The organism is Nonomuraea turcica, assembly GCF_030718205.1.
In the GTDB taxonomy this organism is placed as follows: Bacteria; Actinomycetota; Actinomycetes; order Streptosporangiales; family Streptosporangiaceae; genus Nonomuraea.
In genome coordinates, this window is sequence record NZ_JAUZQF010000010.1 from 160,949 (window position 1) to 178,074 (window position 17,126).

General features: G+C 68.3%; 18 protein-coding genes. 5 read left to right on the plus strand and 13 right to left on the minus strand.

Annotated elements, in window-relative coordinates:
• Positions 1-234: 234 nt before the first annotated feature.
• The 5 genes from Q9G87_RS26025 to Q9G87_RS26045 form a co-directional block, all read right to left on the minus strand.
• Positions 235-804, minus strand: a complete 570-nt coding sequence (locus Q9G87_RS26025) for a copper resistance CopC family protein (RefSeq protein ID WP_305919085.1) — start codon at positions 802-804, stop codon at positions 235-237.
• Between the two features lie 128 nt (positions 805-932).
• The gene (locus tag Q9G87_RS26030; RefSeq protein ID WP_305919086.1) at positions 933-2,171 is read right to left on the minus strand and encodes a Dyp-type peroxidase; all 1,239 of its coding nucleotides are present in this window, start codon (positions 2,169-2,171) and stop codon (positions 933-935) included.
• A complete protein-coding gene (locus Q9G87_RS26035) occupies positions 2,164-2,724 on the minus strand; it encodes a copper chaperone PCu(A)C (RefSeq protein ID WP_305919087.1) in 561 nt (186 codons plus the stop codon). The genes Q9G87_RS26030 and Q9G87_RS26035 overlap by 8 nt, the downstream gene beginning before the upstream one ends.
• A 117-nt stretch (positions 2,725-2,841) precedes the next feature.
• Complete coding sequence (locus Q9G87_RS26040) at positions 2,842-3,414, minus strand: MFS transporter (RefSeq protein WP_305919088.1); 573 nt, start codon at positions 3,412-3,414, stop codon at positions 2,842-2,844.
• Between the two features lie 92 nt (positions 3,415-3,506).
• A complete protein-coding gene (locus Q9G87_RS26045; RefSeq protein WP_305919089.1) occupies positions 3,507-4,037 on the minus strand; it encodes a DUF305 domain-containing protein in 531 nt (176 codons plus the stop codon).
• A 136-nt stretch (positions 4,038-4,173) separates the two neighbouring features.
• On the opposite strand from Q9G87_RS26045, the gene Q9G87_RS26050 reads away from it, so the two are divergent.
• The 4 genes from Q9G87_RS26050 (at position 4,174) to Q9G87_RS26065 (ending at position 8,350) form a co-directional block, all read left to right on the plus strand.
• On the plus strand, positions 4,174-4,497 hold the full coding sequence (locus Q9G87_RS26050) for a hypothetical protein (protein ID WP_305919090.1): 324 nt from the start codon (positions 4,174-4,176) through the stop codon (positions 4,495-4,497).
• 75 nt (positions 4,498-4,572) lie between these two features.
• Positions 4,573-5,622: a PLP-dependent cysteine synthase family protein gene (locus Q9G87_RS26055; RefSeq protein WP_305919091.1), complete on the plus strand. Its 1,050-nt coding sequence runs from the start codon at positions 4,573-4,575 to the stop codon at positions 5,620-5,622.
• Positions 5,622-6,827 carry an MFS transporter gene (locus Q9G87_RS26060; protein WP_305919092.1) on the plus strand — a complete coding sequence of 402 codons (1,206 nt, stop codon included), beginning with the start codon at positions 5,622-5,624 and terminating at the stop codon, positions 6,825-6,827. The genes Q9G87_RS26055 and Q9G87_RS26060 overlap by 1 nt, the downstream gene beginning before the upstream one ends.
• 560 nt (positions 6,828-7,387) lie before the next feature.
• Positions 7,388-8,350, plus strand: coding sequence for a DUF1259 domain-containing protein (locus Q9G87_RS26065; RefSeq protein ID WP_305919093.1), 963 nt, complete (start codon positions 7,388-7,390; stop codon positions 8,348-8,350).
• 524 nt (positions 8,351-8,874) lie between these two features.
• Here the strand turns inward: Q9G87_RS26065 and chrA are convergent.
• Genes chrA through Q9G87_RS26085 form a run of 4 tightly spaced genes read right to left on the minus strand, consistent with a single transcriptional unit; the run spans position 8,875 to position 12,357 of the window.
• Positions 8,875-10,230: a chromate efflux transporter gene (gene chrA / locus Q9G87_RS26070; protein WP_305919094.1), complete on the minus strand. Its 1,356-nt coding sequence runs from the start codon at positions 10,228-10,230 to the stop codon at positions 8,875-8,877.
• The gene (locus Q9G87_RS26075) at positions 10,227-11,447 is read right to left on the minus strand and encodes an MFS transporter (RefSeq protein WP_305919095.1); all 1,221 of its coding nucleotides are present in this window, start codon (positions 11,445-11,447) and stop codon (positions 10,227-10,229) included. Before Q9G87_RS26075 ends, chrA begins: the two co-directional genes overlap by 4 nt.
• A complete protein-coding gene (locus Q9G87_RS26080) occupies positions 11,444-11,875 on the minus strand; it encodes a chromate resistance protein ChrB domain-containing protein (RefSeq protein ID WP_305919096.1) in 432 nt (143 codons plus the stop codon). The genes Q9G87_RS26075 and Q9G87_RS26080 overlap by 4 nt, the downstream gene beginning before the upstream one ends.
• Complete coding sequence (locus Q9G87_RS26085) at positions 11,872-12,357, minus strand: Chromate resistance protein ChrB (protein WP_305919097.1); 486 nt, start codon at positions 12,355-12,357, stop codon at positions 11,872-11,874. Before Q9G87_RS26085 ends, Q9G87_RS26080 begins: the two co-directional genes overlap by 4 nt.
• Before the next feature lie 357 nt (positions 12,358-12,714).
• Between Q9G87_RS26085 and hisG the strand changes: the two genes are divergently transcribed.
• Positions 12,715-13,560: an ATP phosphoribosyltransferase gene (hisG, locus tag Q9G87_RS26090; protein WP_305919098.1), complete on the plus strand. Its 846-nt coding sequence runs from the start codon at positions 12,715-12,717 to the stop codon at positions 13,558-13,560.
• A gap of 108 nt (positions 13,561-13,668) precedes the next feature.
• On the opposite strand, the gene Q9G87_RS26095 is transcribed toward hisG, so the two are convergent.
• From Q9G87_RS26095 to Q9G87_RS26110, 4 genes are all read right to left on the minus strand, one after another.
• Positions 13,669-14,409 (minus strand): energy-coupling factor ABC transporter ATP-binding protein, encoded by a 741-nt coding sequence (locus Q9G87_RS26095; RefSeq protein WP_371825824.1) that lies wholly within the window; start codon positions 14,407-14,409, stop codon positions 13,669-13,671.
• Entirely contained in the window at positions 14,403-15,161 is a 759-nt protein-coding gene (gene cbiQ, locus Q9G87_RS26100) for a cobalt ECF transporter T component CbiQ (protein WP_305919099.1), read from the minus strand. Before cbiQ ends, Q9G87_RS26095 begins: the two co-directional genes overlap by 7 nt.
• Before the next feature lie 4 nt (positions 15,162-15,165).
• On the minus strand, positions 15,166-16,218 hold the full coding sequence (locus Q9G87_RS26105; RefSeq protein WP_305919100.1) for an energy-coupling factor ABC transporter permease: 1,053 nt from the start codon (positions 16,216-16,218) through the stop codon (positions 15,166-15,168).
• 310 nt (positions 16,219-16,528) lie between these two features.
• Positions 16,529-16,876 carry an ArsR/SmtB family transcription factor gene (locus tag Q9G87_RS26110; RefSeq protein ID WP_305919101.1) on the minus strand — a complete coding sequence of 116 codons (348 nt, stop codon included), beginning with the start codon at positions 16,874-16,876 and terminating at the stop codon, positions 16,529-16,531.
• Between the last annotated feature and the right edge of the window lie 250 nt (positions 16,877-17,126).

Consider the following 17,126-nt stretch of genomic DNA (forward strand, 5'->3'; position numbering starts at 1 on the left):
GACATCGCGAGGACGAGCCAAGGCTGTCAGGATGCCGTACGAACTGATCCCAAACCTTGGCTACGTGATCAGGCCGTTAGGTGGGTGTCCACCCCACGCGCCGCCCACCAGAAGCCGCCGGGTGGCTCTTGCGCGAGCTGCCCGGTGTCGGCAGCGACTTGCAGGCCGTTCCTATGACCCCATGCCGGTGCCCGGTGACCCGACACCGGCATGACGCCATGAAGGTGACTGTCGTCAGGTCTCCGCATCGCCGGCGCGTCGCCGACCTGTCAGGAAGACGACCACGCCAACGATGAGCACGAGGGCGGCCACCACGAGCAGGACGATAAAGCTTGTCGCGCCGCCGTTGCCGGCGGAGTCGGCCGCCGCCGGGGTAGTCGTGACCTGATCCGGCGATGACGGAAGCGGCGAGGCCGGGCTCTGAGTCGGCGAAGCCTCGGCACTGTCCGTCTCCGACGGGGAGGGCTCAGGCGTGGGAGCATTGAGCGTGAAGTGGAGCTCCTCGGCGACGGGATGGCCATCGGCGGAGACCACCCGGAACGCGATCGCGTAGCGGCCGTTGGCCAGGTCCGGCTTCAACGCCTGTGTCACGGTCTCGCCCTCGACCTGCGGCTTGCCATCGGCCACCTTCGCGCCGCCCGGACCCGTGACGACCACGGTGGCGTATCTGGCGTTGATGTCCTCGCTGAACACGAGCTCGATGCTGGAGATGTTCTCCTTCACGGTCGAGCCGTCCTTGGGATCGCTGGACTTGAGCGCGGCGTGCGCGACTGCCGGGCCGCCGACGCTTACGGCTGTGAGCATGATCGCCATCAGGACGAGAAGACGGCTGAATAGGGGTCGGTATGTCATGGTGAACCTCTTCAAAGGCGGGGTGTGGCCAGGCGGGCGATGCGGCCCCGTCGGTGCTTCCTTTGTCTCGCCCTCGATGCTCATGTCAGCAGGGTCTCTCCGATCCAGCCGCCGGGCGCGCAGCCCGGCGGGATGGCGAAAACGGCCGAGCCGATCGGGGTGGTCCACTCGTTCAGCAGGTCCGCCTCGTCCAGCCGCCGCTGGATGGGGACAAACTGGCGGGTCACGTCGGCTTGAAAAGAGGCGAACAGCAGGCCGGAGTCGGCCTTGCCGTCCGCGCTGATGCCTTCGTCGTAGTTGTAGACGCGGCGCAGGATCCGCAGGCTGGGATCGTTGACGCGGGCACGGCGGATGTGGGCGTACTCGGAGATGACAGGGAAGCCGGCGGCGGTGAGCCGGCTGAAGTCCGGCTCGTCCTGCTCCCGTTTACCGGTCAGCGGAGCCCCATCTGCCAGGCGGCGGCCGATGGTGAACTCCTTGGCGACGGTGTCGGCGGCATCCCATGTCTCCAGTTCGGCTCTGATGCGTCTGAGCACCAGCGTGGTGCCGCCGTGAAACCAGCCGCCCGTGGCCCAGACGGCTCGCTCGAAGTCGGCAGTGCCGGGGGTGGGGTTCACGGTTCCGTCCAGCTGACCCATGACGTTGCGTTGCGTCATGTCACCCGGCTGGGAGTGGGCGGCCCGCCGGAACCCGCGCTGGGTCCAGCGGACTTGTGTGAACGACCGGGCGTCCTTGACGATCATTCGTAGCGCGTGGCTGACGGTCAGCGGATCGTCGGCGCAGACCTGCGCCAGCAGGTCGCCGCCGGACCAGCGGGGCTGCAGCTTGTCCACGGTGAAGGCAGGCAGGGCGCGTACCGATTCCGGGCGTCGATCGGACAGCCCGGCCGCTTCGAACAGGCCTGGGCCGAAGCCGAACGTGACGGTCAGGCGGGCGGGCAGGTTCGCCAGATGCGGCTCGGTGTCGGCGAGTGCGGGTTGTCCCTGGGTGAGACGGCGGGCGTCGTCGGTCAGCAGGCGCATCATGCGCGACAAGGCCTCGCGATCGACGTCGCCGCGTAGGGCGAAGGCGACGAATGCGGCGTGCGCCTGCGGCGGGGTGGCGATGCCTGCCTGATGCGGGCCGTGGAACGGCTCGACGGCCGTTCCATCGACAGTTGGGGCGGTCGTCGATGCCCGCACCGGCTCGACCTGGTGGGCGGAACGGTCGACCGCTGCGCCGCCGGCTGCGGTGACCGCACCCGCCGCCAGCACCGTGCCCCCGGTCAGCAGGCCACGCCTGCTGAGACCGGACGTGGACGTGTTCGGTCGGTCAGCCATCGCTGCCGCCCATGTCCATGCCCGGCTGGTAGTCCTCCTTCGCGCCGGCGAAATCCTTGCCCAGCGCGGTGAAGGCGAACGTGCCGCCGTCGGCGAGAGTGAGCGTGAAGGAGATCTGGGCGCCCGGCTTCACTTCCTCGGCCAGGCCGACGAGCATGATGTGGTCGCCGCCCGGCTGCAGCGTGAGGGAGCCGCGGGCGGGGATCACGAACCCGCCCTTCTTCGGCTGCATCACCATCTTGCCCTTGGCCTCCACTACCTCGTGCAGTTCGACCTTCGGGGACAGAGGGCTGGTGCCGGAGACCACGGTGATGTCGGCGTCGGAGTTGTTGACCAGGGTGCCGAAGGCGGCGGTCATCCCTTTATTGCTCTTCTTGGCGGTCTTGACCCAGGGGTCGGTGATGGCGAGCGCCGCCGCGCCGGCGGGGCGAGTGGGGGAAGCGGACGGGGTGGCGACGGCGGCCGCCGGAGCCGCTTGCGGGGTGGTGCCGCAGGCGGACAGCGCCGCCGCCGCGGCCATGCTGAGGACGACGATGGTCGTACGGGAGGACATCAAAGGGGCCTTTCTTCATGCCACTGCTCTGCATTCGATCCGGTCCGGAAAACACCGGGTACACCCCGTTACGAAGGGGTGGGAGAAAGATCGCGAAATGGCCGCGCTGCGACTGGGTCAGGCGGCGTGCGTGCAGATGGCGATGGGAGGGCCCCGCCTGCTCAGCTCGTGTTCGATCAGGGCAGAGCGCAGGATCGCAGGCTGGTGGACAGGCGTGAAGATCGGCTCGTGACCCGCCGGATCGATGAGAACGACCACGGCGATGCGCAGTCGTGCGGCCAGCCGGCGCAGCAGCGACCACAACAGCGTCTCGCCTCGCGACAGCCAGATCGAAGTGAGAGCAATGGCCCAGCCGTGCATGATCAGCATGCCGAGGCTGGGCACGAGCGACGTGTGGGGATGCTCCGCGTGGCCTATTGCCTCCCCCACGGCCTGCGTCGTGGAGAACAGCAGGTGTAACGCCACCTGGGTGAGCGACAGTGCGGCCACGATCGCGGTCAGGGAGCGCTCACGACCTGCCAGCAGGCAGGCGGGAAGGAAGGAGACGACCAGCGCCGCCAGCGCGGACCCGAGCGACACGGAGCCGCCGCCGAGGACGTGTGCCAGACCGCTCAACGCGAGTGCCACCACGCTGAACGCCGCGGCGCGCAGGGCACGCAGCGGGGCGAGGGCTGAGGTGGCGGCTGGCATGGCAGCGCCATCGTACCGTGATCCTCCGCCAGTCCCCCGATTCGCCCAGAGCCGATGGCAGGTCTCCGTACAGGGCCGGTCTACGGCCATGGTCAGTCCAGTCGGTCGGCGATGGTCGCCAGCTCTTCGCCCTGTTCACGGACAATCCGATCGGCCAGCAGGCGCGTCGGCTCGTGCTTGCCCGACGTCTGGACCTCCTTGGCCATATGGATGCCGTGTTCGAGGTGCCTGGACAGCACCGTCAGCCATCCACGGTCGAAACCGGGCCCGGCCCGCAGTTCGGTGGCCTCCTGTGAGGGCTCTTCCGCGGGCACCGGCTGCTGCCAGGACTTCAACCATTCGGACATCTTCTGGATGTCGGCCTGCTCGGCGGCGATGAGCTTCTTGCTCAGCTCCCGCACGTACGAGCTGCTGCTCCGGTCGGCCGCAAGCTCGGCCAACTGGATGGTTTGACGGTGATGAATGATCATTTGCTGGTTGAACCGCACATCCGCCTGGTCGTAGCCGGCCGATGTGTCCGCCGCCGCGGCGCATCCCGCCACTGCCAGCAGACCCAGCAGCGTGACGACCGCCGTCCACACACGCATGTACGGGGATACGCCGAGCGTCGCGGCCCGGTTCATCACACCAGGCCAAGCGTCCTCCTGTTGCCATACCCCGATGGAGGATGCCCCGTACGTCCGCTGTTACGATCTGTAATCAGTCATGTACGTACGGGGAAGAGTGGGGAATTGGCCACGCTGGCTGGCGTGGCATTCCGTGCTGCTTGGCCTGCTGGTGATCGCCCATCTCTGGGCGCATGCGAGAGCTGCGGAGGAAGAGCCTTTCGGGCCAGCGGGGTCGGTCGTCATCGAACACGGACACGACCACGATCACCACGTCGATCACGCCCATGGGGGCACCTTCCTGCTGCCCGCCGCCAAGTCCGCCTTCCTCAAGGCGATGCCGTTGCGCGCGCCCCTGCCACCCGCCGAGTCTCCCCCGGCGACCGAGCCTCACATGAAACCCCCGGAGCACATCCCGAAATGCGGCCACCGCGAGCGAGCCGTCCGGAATCACACGCTCGAGGTCTATCGACCCTGAGGACATGCATGCACCAGGTCTGTCCTCAGTTGGTAGCGTCCCGCGCCCGCCCGCGGGAGAGAGCGCGTCGTCGTCATGTCATCGATCTCGTCTGTTTCCGTACCCACGCTCGCCCTGGCCCAGCTGGTCGGCGACACCCCTGTGTGCTGGATCGGGGAGCCCTTCGCCCCGGCCGGGCGCGGGTTCTGGGCCAAAATCGAGGGAGCCAACCCCGGAGGGCTGAAGGATCGGCCCGCCCTGCACATCACCGAACAAGCCCGCCATCGGGGAGAGCTCGCGCCCGGCGCGATGATCGTCGAGTCCACGTCCGGCACCTTCGGGCTGGGGCTCGCACTGGCCGGTATCGTCTACGGCCACCCCGTCACCGTCGTCACCGACCCGGGCATGGAGACGATCGTGCACCGGCTGCTGGCGTCCTATGGCGCCCGCGTCGAAACCATCGAGCATCCGCACCCGGTGGGCGGTTGGCAGCAAGCACGCCTGGACCGGGTGGCACAGCTGCTCGCCCGGCATCCCGGAGCCTACTGTCCGCAGCAGTACGACAACCCCGACAACGTGGCCGCCTACGCCGGCCTGGCACGCGAACTCACCGACCAGCTCGGCCGGATCGACATCCTGGTGTGCAGCGTGGGAACCGGCGGCCACTCGGCCGGAGTCGCCAAGGGACTGCGTGAGCACAACCCGGCGCTGCGCTTGGTCGGCGTGGACGCCACCGGATCGACCATCTTCGGCCAGCCTGCCAGGCCGCGGCTGATGCGCGGGCTCGGCAGCAGCATCCACCCGCGCAATGTGGCCCACGACGCCTTCGACGAGGTGCACTGGGTCGCACCGCACGAAGCGGTCTGGGCCTGCCGCACTCTGGCGGCCACCCATTACACCACCGGCGGCTGGAGCGTCGGCGCGGTCACCGTCGTCGCCGCCTGGCTGGCGAGGACCAACCCGCAGGGCTGCCGGATCGCAGCGGTTTTCCCTGATGGCCCCGCTCGCTACTACACCACCGTCTACGACGACGCTTACTGCACTGAGCACGACCTGCTCGGCCGGCCGCCGGCCGACGAGCCGGACCAGATCAAACACCCAGATGAAGCCGAGGCAACGCGCTGGACCCGGATGGTGATGCGCTGATGGGGCGGCGATTCGTTTCGTTCGAGCGCAGTGTCCGGCTGCTGATGGTCAACCAGCTCGCGATCAACGTCGGCTTCTACATGCTCATGCCCTACCTCGCCGGCCACCTGTCCGCAGGGCTGGGACTGGCGGGCTGGACGGTCGGGCTGGTGCTGGGGGCACGCAACCTGAGCCAGCAAGGGTTGTTTCTGCTCGGTGGCACACTGGCCGACCGGCTCGGTTATAGGCCGGTCATCATCGCGGGCTGCCTGCTGCGAACAGCGGGGTTCGCCTTGCTCGGATTCGTCGACGCGGTGCCGGCCTTGGTGGCGGCCTCCATGATGACCGGTTTCGCCGGCGCCCTGTTCAATCCCGCCGTACGCGCCTACCTCGCACACGACGCGGGTACGCGGCGCGTGGAGGCGTTCGCGCTGTTCAACGTTTTCTACCAGGCGGGCATCCTGGCCGGCCCACTGATCGGGCTGGCTCTGATCACAGTGAACTTCCGGCTCGTGTGCGTGGCCGCCGCCGCCGTCTTCGCGCTGCTCACCATTCTCCAACTGCTCGCCCTACCACCATCTCGGGCCGGGACGCCGGCACGCACGAGCGTGCTGGCCGACTGGCGCGCCGTCGCAGGCAATCGGCCGTTCCTGCTCTTCTCGATCGCCATGGCCGGTTCGTACGTGCTGTCGTTCCAGCTGTACCTGGCCCTGCCACTGGAACTCGGCCAGACGGGGACCGTCGGCCTGCTGTTCGTGGTGTCCGCGCTGGTGGCCATCGCCGGGCAGCTCAGAATCACCGACTGGGCACGGCGCCGCTGGAGCGGACCGCAGGCCATCGTGCGCGGGGTTGCGCTCATGGGGCTCGCCTTCGTGCCCATGGCTCTGTACGGCCTCACCCCAGCCCCGGCTGAAATACGGACGGTGGCGGTCATCGCCTGTGCCGCGCTGCTCGCGGTGGGCAACGCACTGACGTACCCGTTCGAGATGGATGCCGTCGTCAGGCTCTCGGGAGAGCGCCTGGTCGCCACTCACTACGGCCTGTACAACACCGTCGCGGGGATCGGTATCGCCGTGGGCAACCTGCTGGTGGGTGCGCTGACCGGGAGCGCCGGAGTATGGATCGTGCTGGCCTTCGTCGGCTCCCTTTGTGCTCTAGCCGTCGGCCTGCTCAACCGCGGAGGAATGCTCACGACCGGCGTCGTGCCGGTTCAGGCCAGGCTCTGATGCCCGCTGAGTCCGTCATTCGCCCACGGTGGGCAGTAGAACATGTAGCACTCCGTCCCGCGATCAAGGCTTTGCTGTCACAACGGCAGGGGATCGGCCGCAGCCGGCGGGCTGGGCCTGGCGCGGTAACGGTGATTGTCGGCCTGGATCCAGGAATCCAGCGCACTCAGGCTGGCCGGTGATGACGCCAGGCCACCCAGCCTCGGGGGCGAGCACGGCACTGCGCAAGCCGATGCGATGCCCCTTCCGGCGCTCTATCAGCTTCAGAACGCTCGCCTCTCATTGCGCTGAAGCAGTACTGATCTTGTTATGTCAATGGTTCGTTCGTTTGTGAGAATCGCCGTTTGTGCCGCACCTTCGGCTCGTCCTCCACCACCAGGATCCGCATCAGCCTCCAGCCCGCCCTGTGTTCATGAAGCGCCCATGAAGGGGTCTTCGCTGTCATCGTGCCCGGCATGGCTTCATGTGAGCTTCATCCCCGCCCGCTACCACGGAAGAGAAGGCTCATATTTGTGCCGGGAGGTGTGGTGACAGCGATCTCAGGCGCACGGCGGCTGGCTGTGGCGGCTCTGGTGGCGGGCGGCCTTGTGGCCGGCTGCGGCACCACGACGATGGGCCAGGCGGCGGACCTGGCGGCGGTACACGGCGGACACCAGGATCAGGACCAGCAGGGCCAGCCGATCGACATGGTCAAGACCACGGAGGCCGACTGGCGGGCAGTCGCACTCGCGTTGGGCCGCCCCGGCAAACTGTCGGCTGACGGCACCGTATACCGGGTGGGCTTCTCCCGCACGGATCTGAAGGTCACCTCACATGGCGTGCGCATCAAGCCGGGGTTCGCGCTGGGCTCCTATGCCGCCTTCGCCCGATACGCCGACGGCTCCACCATGGTGATGGGTGACCTGGTAGTCACCGAGCCGGAACTGCCCAAGGTAACCGACGCGCTACAGCGGCGCGGCATCGCGCAGACCGCAGTGCACAAGCATCTGCTGGCCCAAGAGCCGGATGTGTGGTGGAGCCATCTGCACGCGGTCGGCCGTGACCCGGTGGCCATCGCCCGCGCTGTCCGCGCCGTGCTGGATCAGACCGCCACCCCGGCGCCGGCGGCGCCGTCCTCGCCGCCGCCCATCAATCTGGACACCTCGGCGCTTGAGGCGGCGATGGGTGCTAGGGGCAGCAACGACGGCGGCATCTACAAGTTCTCCTTCGCCCGCAAAGAGACGATCGCCTCTCACGGCCGGGTGATCAGCGCGGCGATGGGGGTGAACACCGCGCTGAACTTTCAGCCGACCGGCGGCGGCAAGGCCGCCATCAACGGTGACTTGGTCATGACCGCCGGCGAGGTGCAGAAGGTTATCCAGGCGCTGCGGGCCGGCGGCATCGACATCGTCGAGTTGCACCAGCACGCCCTGGACGACGAGCCGCGCCTGTTCTACATGCACTTTTGGGCCAACGCCGACGCTGTCCGCCTCGCGCGGGCGCTACGCGCGGCAGTCGACGCCAGCGCGGTGAAACCGGTATGAGACGGCGGTTCTGGTGGTGGCTGCTGACCGTCCTCGCCTGCTCGGGATGGCCGCAGCGGTGTTCTTCACCCAGCTGTGGGGCCGCCCCACCGTGGTCTACCCGGCAGGCGAGGCCACCGGTACGGCACAGCGCTTCGACTTGCCGCCGGACTGCTGCTGCGCGTGCAGAATGCCGGCAACTACCTCATCGGCCGCTCCAACGCCCTGGAGGGCAACGTCAACCTCTACCGCTACAGCGGGGGCGTGCGCCGCGCCTTGGGCGGCGGTGCCGTCCCGCGGGCGGGGTCGGGTTTGGACCAAGGCCGACTCCCAGACGTGCTTCGACGACGTGACACTCGAACCGCTCCGCTGATTTCCGTCCTGCTGCAGCACGGCTACAGTCGTTTGAGGGCCAGGCCGCTGCCCGCAAGCACGGCTTGCCATGGCGGGCGGTCCAAGGTGTCCGACGCCGACATGATCGCCTATGCGCGCGCTGTAGGTGTGCCGAGGCTGGCGCCTGAGCCGGCGGCCGGCCTGTTGATGGTTTACTGCAGCAGGACGGTAGCCAGGCCCAGCAGAGCACAGATGCCGAGGATGCGCAGCATCGGCCATTTCAGGACGAACGTCATGGCGAGCGCGGCCACGGTGATCACCAGAGCGATGGGGCTGACTGTGCTCGGTTCGGGGAGCTGGATGCTGAACGGCCCCCAGGCCCAGGTGAAGGTGCGGGCGAACAGGGTGTGCTCGGCGAAGTACAGCGCCAGGTTGGCGATCACGCCGACGACGGCGGCGGTGATGCCCGTCAGCGCGGCGCTGATGGCGGTGTTGTGGCGCAGCCGTTCGACGTGAGGGGCGCCGAGGAAGATGAACAGGAAGCAGGGCACGAAGGTGACCCAGGTGGTCAGCAGGGCGCCGAGCAGCGCGCCGGCCCACGGGGTCAGAGCGCCGGGGTCGCGGTAGGCCCCGAGGAAGGCGACGAACTGCACCACCATGATGAGCGGTCCGGGGGTGGTCTCGGCCAGGGCCAGGCCTCGGACCATCTCGCCGGGGGTGAGCCAGGCGTAGGTTTCCACGGCGCGCTGGGCGACGAAGGCGAGCACGGCGTAGGCGCCGCCAAAGGTGACCAGGGCGGTGCCGGAGAAGAACAAGCCCTGGGTGGTGAAGACGCTGTCGGTGCCGAGCAGCAGCGCGACCGCGGCCACGGGCAGCCACCAGGCGACCAGCCCCACTGCGAGGATCTTGCCCGCAGAGCGCCAACTGGGTTGGACGTGGTGCAGTGCGTCGTCGGGGATCAGCGGCGCCGGCCCGCCGTCGCCGCCGTGCCCGTTGCCTTTCTTGAGGACGTGCGGGGCGAGTTTGTGCACCGTCCAGCCGATGAGCGCCGCCACCGCAATCACGATGGGGAACGGCGCGCCGAACAGGGCGAGCGCGAGGAAGGCGGCGACCGCCACAGCGACAAACAACGGATGCGTCAGGGAGCGCTTAGCGACCCGGATCACGGCCTGGGAGACAATGGCGAGCACCGCCGGGGCGATTCCGGCGAACAGGGCGGTCACCACGGTGGTGTCCTGCCACAGCACATACACGGCCGATAGAGCCAGCAGCGCGAGCATGCCGGGCAGCACGAACAGGGTGCCGGCCACGAGTCCCCCGCGGGTGCCGTTCAGCAGCCAGCCCACGTAAATGGCCAACTGCTGCGCCTCAGGGCCAGGCAGCAGCATGCAGTAGTTGAGCGCGTGGTTGAAGCGTTGCTGACCGATCCAGCGTTTCTCCTCCACGAGGGTGCGCTGCATGACGGCGATCTGCCCGGCCGGGCCGCCGAAGGTCTGCAACGAGATCAGGAACCAGGCGCGTACGGCCTCCCGGAACGGGATCACATCTGCCGGTGCCTGCGTGGTCACGTCGTCCTCCTAGGTTCAAGGGAAATGGTGTCGTCATGTCGCTCCGGCGGCAGCCGGACCGGCCGGAACAGCCGCCAGAGAGCCAGGTCGTAACCGATCTTGGCCGTGCCCGCCAGCAGGAATGGCCAGGCGAGCCCGAGTCCCTGCGCCAGCCCGGCCAGGGCAGGCCCGGCGGGACGAGTGACGTAGCGGGCGGTGTTGGTGACCGCTGCGGCGGCGGTCCGCTCCTGCTCCGGCACCAGCGCCATCACGTACGCCTGCCGCGTGGGCACGTCCATCTGCGACAGGCAGGCGCGAGCCAGCAGCAGCGCGATCGCCCCGGGCAGGGCGGGGGCGAACGGGACGGCGGCGAGCAGCACGTTGGACGGGATGTGGGTGAACACCATCGTGCGCAGCAGACCGACACGGGCCGCCACCAGGGGCGCGGCGAGCAGGGATGCGGTCTGCAGCACGCCGACTGCTGCGAAGGTGATCCCGATCGCCTGGGTGGTGGCGTCGAAGCGCAGGGCCAGCCAGTAGCCGATGTAAGCCTGGACCACGAACCCTCCGGCGAGGCTGTCCACCGCGAACAGGGCGGACAGCCGCGTCACCACTCCCCTCGATCGGGCTGGCGTCTTCTCGTGAGAGCGGCGCGCCGGCGCCTCCACGGTGGCGGGCAGGCGTACGGCCAGGAGTCCGCCTGAGACGCCGGCCACGATCAGCGCTCCTCCGAGTAGCCGCCGGTCGGCGGGCAGAGCGCCCAGCAGCGCACCGGCCGTGCCCGCGAGCGCCGCGACGGCGTTGTAAAGTCCGAAGCCCTTGACGATCTGCCGCTGCGGGCGGCCGGTGCCGGCCAGCATGACCTGTTCCAGGGTGGTGAACGGCCCGGACTCCATCACCTCGACCGACAGCGCCCCGGTCATGGCCACTACGGCCAGCAGCCAGAAGGGTGCCCCGGCCGCGATGACGATCCCGCAACAGACGAGCGCGCCGTACAGGACCGCGTAGCAACGACGGCGGCCGACGTGATCGCCCCATCGGGCCAGGACGAGGCTGGCCGCGAGGCTCCCTCCGACGATGGCCGCGAGCAGCAATCCCACCTGCGATGGGGACAGGCCGCCGAGTCGCAAGATCGCGCCCAGCTGAACAGCGGCAACCCCATATCCCAGGCCGCGCATGGCTTGGGCGCTCAGCAGGATGCGCACGGTGCGCGCGGCATCCCTGCCTCCGTCGTTCATGCCGGTTCGCGCCCTAGCAGCAGGCCGCGCCGGTAAAACTCGTACAGTCCGTCGAAGACCGGCCCAGTGATCTCCAGCACGCGCGAGTCGTCGCAGATCATCGACAGCCCACGCAAGATGGCATCCAGACCGGGAGCCTCCGGCGCGTCGAAGCGCTCGTCGTCGATGTCAGCCTCGTGGACGATCTCGGCGATCTTCCACAGCACTGGATCGGCCACCTCATACCGGTGCAGGATCGTCTCGAACGTACAGTCGCCGCCGTGATGGGACAGCTCTACCCCTCGCATGTCGAACGGCGTCGCGTCCTCGGGCACCTTGGCGGGATCGTCGACGAAGACGAACTCGGCGTCAGCATCGACATGGCGGCGGATCAGCCAGGCACACGCCGCCCGATCGATATGCACCCCGCTACGCGTCGCCCACTTCACCGGCTCTCCTCCTTGACGACGACCTCCTGAGCCAGTGCTCGCACCGCGAGACGAGCCTCCTCACGCTCGGGCGGCGGGAAGTAGTCGCGGCGGCCGATCCGGCGCAGTTCGGCCTGCAGCCGCTTGACGGCCCGCGCACGCTCCCCCGGCCGAGCATGTGCTGCCGCCTCCACTTGCGCGATCACCGCCCGATACTCAGCCACCCTGGCCTGCCGCATCTCCGCCGCGGTCGCTTGCTCCTGAGCCTGGCTACCCGGGGCCGCCAGCCAGAGCGTCGAGCTGCCGCCCATCTCGCCGATCTCCTCGGCGATCCACTCCAACTGCTCGCGGGTACGGGCGTCAGCCGGCAGCGCGACCAGCCCGTCGCCCAGCCGCGCCACCCCGAGCCGGTCGAGCTTGCGCCAGATCGTTATCCGCAACGTCGAAGGCTGCCGGGGAATCCGGTATGCCAGCAGCACCCACTGGCCAGTCACACCCCTCATGGCCACCTCCTATCGTAACCATTGTTACTGTAACCAAAGTTGCATGCAAACCCTCTGTCCTGCTCCGGCTCCGACCTCGACCAGCAAGGCATTAGTCGATGTGTGTCGACATCGACCGTGTGACGGCGGTGTCGCAGGTCGGAGCATAAGTTGATCCGCCACGGCGTGCTGGACTTGCTCCCGGGATAGCAAAGGACAGGAGTGCCTTCGGTCAGACACGGGCTCCCGGCTTGCGGACGATGACCTGCCGACGGGACAAATGTATGCATGTACGCACGTGATAACGGTTCGGATGCCGGCCGGCCGCAAGAGCAACCGGCTGCTCTGACAGACGCCGCCCAGAGAAGGGCGTGAGCCATGCTGCGACTCGGTGTCCCCAACAAGGGCGAGCTGGCTGACGGCGCCCAGGTGATGCTGGCGGAGGCTGGATACCGCCAGCGGAAGAACAGCAAGGAACTCATCGTCGTCGATCCCGACAATGCCTGCGAGCTGTTCTTCCTGCGCCCTCGGGACATCGCCGTCTATGTCGGTGAGGGCATGCTGGATGCCGGGATCACCGGTCGGGACATGCTGGTCGACTCCGGGGCACGGGCTGAGGAGATCATGGGGCTCGGTTTCGGTCGTTCAGCCCTGTACTTCGCCGCCCCGCCGGGCGGCTGCCGCGCCGCAGAGGACCTGATGGGCCTTCGCGTGGCCACCGCATATGCAGGGGTGGTCGAGAAGCACCTGGCCGACATCGGGGTCGATGCCCGCATCATCAAGCTGGACGGTTCAGTGGAGACCGCGATCCGGTTGGACGTCGCCGACGCGGTGGCCGACGTCGTCGAGAGTGCGGCCCGTCTTCGCGAGGTCGGGCTGGAGGTCTTCGGTGACCCGGTCATGCGATCGGAGGCCGTGCTGATCAAGCGGCTCGGGGCACCTGTGGAGAACGGGCTACGGCAGCTCATCGGGCGGCTCAACGGTGTCCTGGTCGCGCGTGACTTCGTGACCATGGAGTACGACATCGCACGGGAGCGTGTCGAGGAAGCGATCGCGATCACGTCCGGTATGGAAGCGCCCACGGTGTCGGAGCTGCGCAGGGACGGCTGGGTGGCGGTTCGCGTCATGGTCCCCCGGGAGGGCCACCAGCAGATCATGGACCGGCTGTGGGAGGTCGGCGCACGCGCCATCCTGGTCACCGGCATCTACGCTTGCCGCCTCTGAAACCGATCACCGGCCCAGTGTGCTGACAGTAACCAGGGCACTTGTTTCAGGGGGCCGCGACAGATCAGATGTGCCGGGGGCGGCTCCCTGGCCGTCCGGGATCGCACCTCACGTGGGCATTTCGACCGAGAAGCCGTAAGGGAGCTCCAGCCGGTTCCGGCCCAGGAGGTCGGGATCGGCGAGGATCGTGGTTGTCGGGCCGTCCGCGACGATGGTCCCACCGGACAGGATGAGGGACCGCTCGCACAGTTCAAGGGCGTACGGCAGGTCGTGGGTGACCATGAGGATGGTGACGTCGAGCCCGCGCAGGATGTCAGCCAGTTCCCGGCGCGCGGCCGGGTCCAGATTCGAGGAGGGCTCGTCGAGGACCAGGATCTCGGGTTCCATGGCCAGCACGGTCGCGACGGCGACCCGGCGGCGCTGACCGCCGGACAGATGGTGGGGTGGCCGGTCGATCATGTTGAGCATTCCGACTCGCTCCAGCGCCCCGCGGATCCGCCCTTCCAGCTCGTCGCCCCGGATGCCGAGGTTGGCCGGGCCGAAGGCGACGTCCTCGCGCACCGTCGGCATGAACAGCTGGTCGTCAGGATCCTGGAAGACCAGGCCGACGCGGCGGCGGATCTCCTTGAGGTTGTCGCGGGCCACGGGCAGGCCGCCGACGGCGACCGTCCCCAGGCTGGGCGTGAGGATGCCGTTGAGGTGCATGACCAGGGTGGTCTTGCCCGCGCCGTTGGGCCCAAGCAGCGCGACACGCTCTCCCCGCTCGATCGACAGGTCCACGCCGAACAGGGCCTGGGTGCCGTCGGGGTAGGCGTGCATCAGCCCTTCGACCAGCAGAGAGTTCACCACAGTCCTCCGATGAGTATCGTGATCGCCGCGGCGGGCAGGGTGGCGGCCAGCGCCCACTGCGAGACTGAGCCGCGCACGTCGTGGATGATGGGCATGGTTCCGGTGTAGCCGCGGCTGAGCATGGCCAGGTGCACGCGTTCGCCGCGTTCGTAGGAGCGGATGAACAGGGCACCCGCCGAGCGGGCCACGACGGGCAGGTGCCGGATGTCGCGTGCCACGAACGCGCGGGACTCCCGCGCGATGCGCATCCGGCGCATCTCGTCGAGGATCACCTCGACGTAGCGCAACATGAAGGAGGCGATCTGCACCAGCAACTGCGGAAGCCGCAGCCGCTGGGCACCGAGCAGAAGGGTCCTCGGCTCGGTGGTGGCCGCCAGCAGGATGCTTCCGATCACTCCGAGGGTCGCCTTGGCCACGATGTTCCACGCGGCGAGCAACCCGTCGGCGCTCATCGACACGCCGAAGACGGTCATGCGCTCCCCCTGGGACAGGAACGGCAGCGCGACCGCGAAGATCACGAACGGCACCTCGACGACCATCCGCCGCAGCAGGAGCTTCAAGGGGATGCGGGCCGCCACGGCCACTGCGCCGAGCAGCAAGAGGTAGAGGGCGAACGCCCAGAACCGTTCCCGATCGGTGGCCACGACGATCACGATGAACGCGATCAGTGACAGGAGCTTGCACTGCGGTGGGAGCCGGTGGACGGGCGTGTCGGCGTGGACGTACAGGTGGTGGCTCTGTCCGGCGGCCACGGATTCACGACTCCGGCGTCAGCGGCTCGGCGGCTGACCGGCGGCGGGCTCTGCGTCGCAGCGCCCAGGCCACGCCGCCGCCCACCCCCAGCGAGATCGCCACTCCCAGTGCGCCGGCCAGTCCTGTGGACAACCGTTCGTCATCGACGCCTTTGACGCTGTAGTCGGCGAACGCCGAGTTGTCCAGCGGATGATCTTGCGCCTGGTCCAGGAACCCGAGGTCGGTCGCCACCCGCTCGAGACCGTCAGGATTCGCCGAGGCGTAGAAGCTCACCAGTCCCGCGAGCACGACGGCGGCGGCGACCCCGCCGAGGAGGAACGGCCGAAGCCGCGGAGCCGCGCGATGGCCTCCCGCCGCAGGCCGAACAGGAACCATCTCACCGGAGGCGGTGCGCAGCATTGCGGGCCTGGCCAGGCTGCGCGCCCCATAGACCAGGTCGGGCCGTACGGCCAGCACGGTACTGACGGTCAACGCGGTGATCGCGCCTTCGCCCAGGCCGATGACCACGTGGACGCCGCCCATGGCCGCGGCGACCGTGACGGGATCGATCGAGGAGGTCCCGCCGATGGCATACAGTCCCGTGAAGAGCAGGGCGGACATCGGGACCGACACCATGGCGCCGGCGAAGGACGCGACGACCACTCCGGTACGGTTGCGCGGCGCCAGCTTGCCGACTACGCGGAAGACCCCGTATCCCGTGAGGACGGTCACCAGCCCCATCAGGCAGATGTTGATGCCCAGGGCCGTCAGTCCTCCGTCGGCGAAGAACAAGGCCTGCACCATGACCACCACAGCGATGCACAGGACTCCTGTATAAGGTCCGACGAGGATCGCTGCCAGAGCTCCTCCGATCAGGTGGCCGCTTGTCCCTGCGCCGACGGGAAAGTTCAGCATCTGGACGGCGAAGACGAAGGCAGCCACCAACCCGGCTAGCGGAGCCATCCGGTCGTCCAGTTCGTCTCTCGCCTTACGCAGGCAATAGGCGACGCCACTGGCGGCCACGACGCCCGCGGCCAGGGACATCGGGACGGTGAAGAAGCCGTCGGGTACGTGCACGAGATCCTCCGGGATTGCTTCCCAAGCGATTGGCTTCGCCGCGCTCGCTCGTCGCCGCCGTAGCAGCGCTGGTTTCGGGCCGAGCTCACCCGGGGGGCAGTGATCACCGGAACTGCGGGCGGGTCAGCGCCATTGCCGGGCTGACCCGTAAAGATGTACGCACTCGCGAATATGTCATCCAGGCGACGGCCGCAACCCCGCTTCCCGGCGGACCATACTGAATCCGAGTCCCGGTTTGAGAGTGTCTTTGATGATCGACACGGCGCTCACCGGCCAGGGCATCCGGCCGATGCGTCTGAGCCCGGCCGGATCACTCGTGCCGCGGGATCCTCGACACCTCGTGATCGGCATGATGAACCGCCTCGGCGATCAAGGCCCGAATATGGGCGTCGCGGGCACGGTAGAGAACCCGCCGCCCCTCCCGGCGGCAGGCCACCAGCCCAGCCAGCCGGAGCTTGGCCAGATGCTGGGACACGGCAGGCCGTGCCGCTCCCACCGCTGCGACGAGGTTGCCCACGTCGTGCTCACCGTGAGCCAGGGCCCACAGCAAGCGCAACCTGGTCGCATCGGAGAGCATCCGAAACGCCGCGACCGCCACCTCCACCTGAGCGTCGGTCGGCGAGGCGCCGGTCGGCCGACCCTCATTGTGCTGCTGCATAGTCGACGCACCTAACATGTGCTTGCGTGCGCATACGAATACATATCGAAGGGGATAACCGTACTGTCACCCGTGCTCCATGACAGGACGAGGAGCGGCAGATGAGCGTGCACAGCCACCCAGGACCGTCCCACGAGCAAGACCACAGCCACGGACATGGCCACGGACATGGCCACGGACATGGCCACGGACATGGCCACGGACATGGCCACGACGGGCATGACCACGGATCCCCCAGCCGCACCCTAGG

Bases quoted from the DNA above. Each gene is read 5' to 3' on its own strand.
- Q9G87_RS26060 (WP_305919092.1), top strand. From the start codon at position 5,622: ATGGGGCGGCGATTCGTTTCGTTCGAGCGCAGTGTCCGGCTGCTGATG.
- Q9G87_RS26045 (WP_305919089.1), bottom strand. From the start codon at position 4,037: ATGAACCGGGCCGCGACGCTCGGCGTATCCCCGTACATGCGTGTGTGG.
- Q9G87_RS26035 (WP_305919087.1), bottom strand. From the start codon at position 2,724: ATGTCCTCCCGTACGACCATCGTCGTCCTCAGCATGGCCGCGGCGGCG.
- Q9G87_RS26085 (WP_305919097.1), bottom strand. From the start codon at position 12,357: ATGAGGGGTGTGACTGGCCAGTGGGTGCTGCTGGCATACCGGATTCCC.
- hisG (WP_305919098.1), top strand. From the start codon at position 12,715: ATGCTGCGACTCGGTGTCCCCAACAAGGGCGAGCTGGCTGACGGCGCC.
- Q9G87_RS26030 (WP_305919086.1), bottom strand. From the start codon at position 2,171: ATGGCTGACCGACCGAACACGTCCACGTCCGGTCTCAGCAGGCGTGGC.
- Q9G87_RS26055 (WP_305919091.1), top strand. From the start codon at position 4,573: ATGTCATCGATCTCGTCTGTTTCCGTACCCACGCTCGCCCTGGCCCAG.
- Q9G87_RS26040 (WP_305919088.1), bottom strand. From the start codon at position 3,414: ATGCCAGCCGCCACCTCAGCCCTCGCCCCGCTGCGTGCCCTGCGCGCC.
- Q9G87_RS26110 (WP_305919101.1), bottom strand. From the start codon at position 16,876: ATGCAGCAGCACAATGAGGGTCGGCCGACCGGCGCCTCGCCGACCGAC.
- Q9G87_RS26075 (WP_305919095.1), bottom strand. From the start codon at position 11,447: ATGAACGACGGAGGCAGGGATGCCGCGCGCACCGTGCGCATCCTGCTG.
- Q9G87_RS26025 (WP_305919085.1), bottom strand. From the start codon at position 804: ATGCTCACAGCCGTAAGCGTCGGCGGCCCGGCAGTCGCGCACGCCGCG.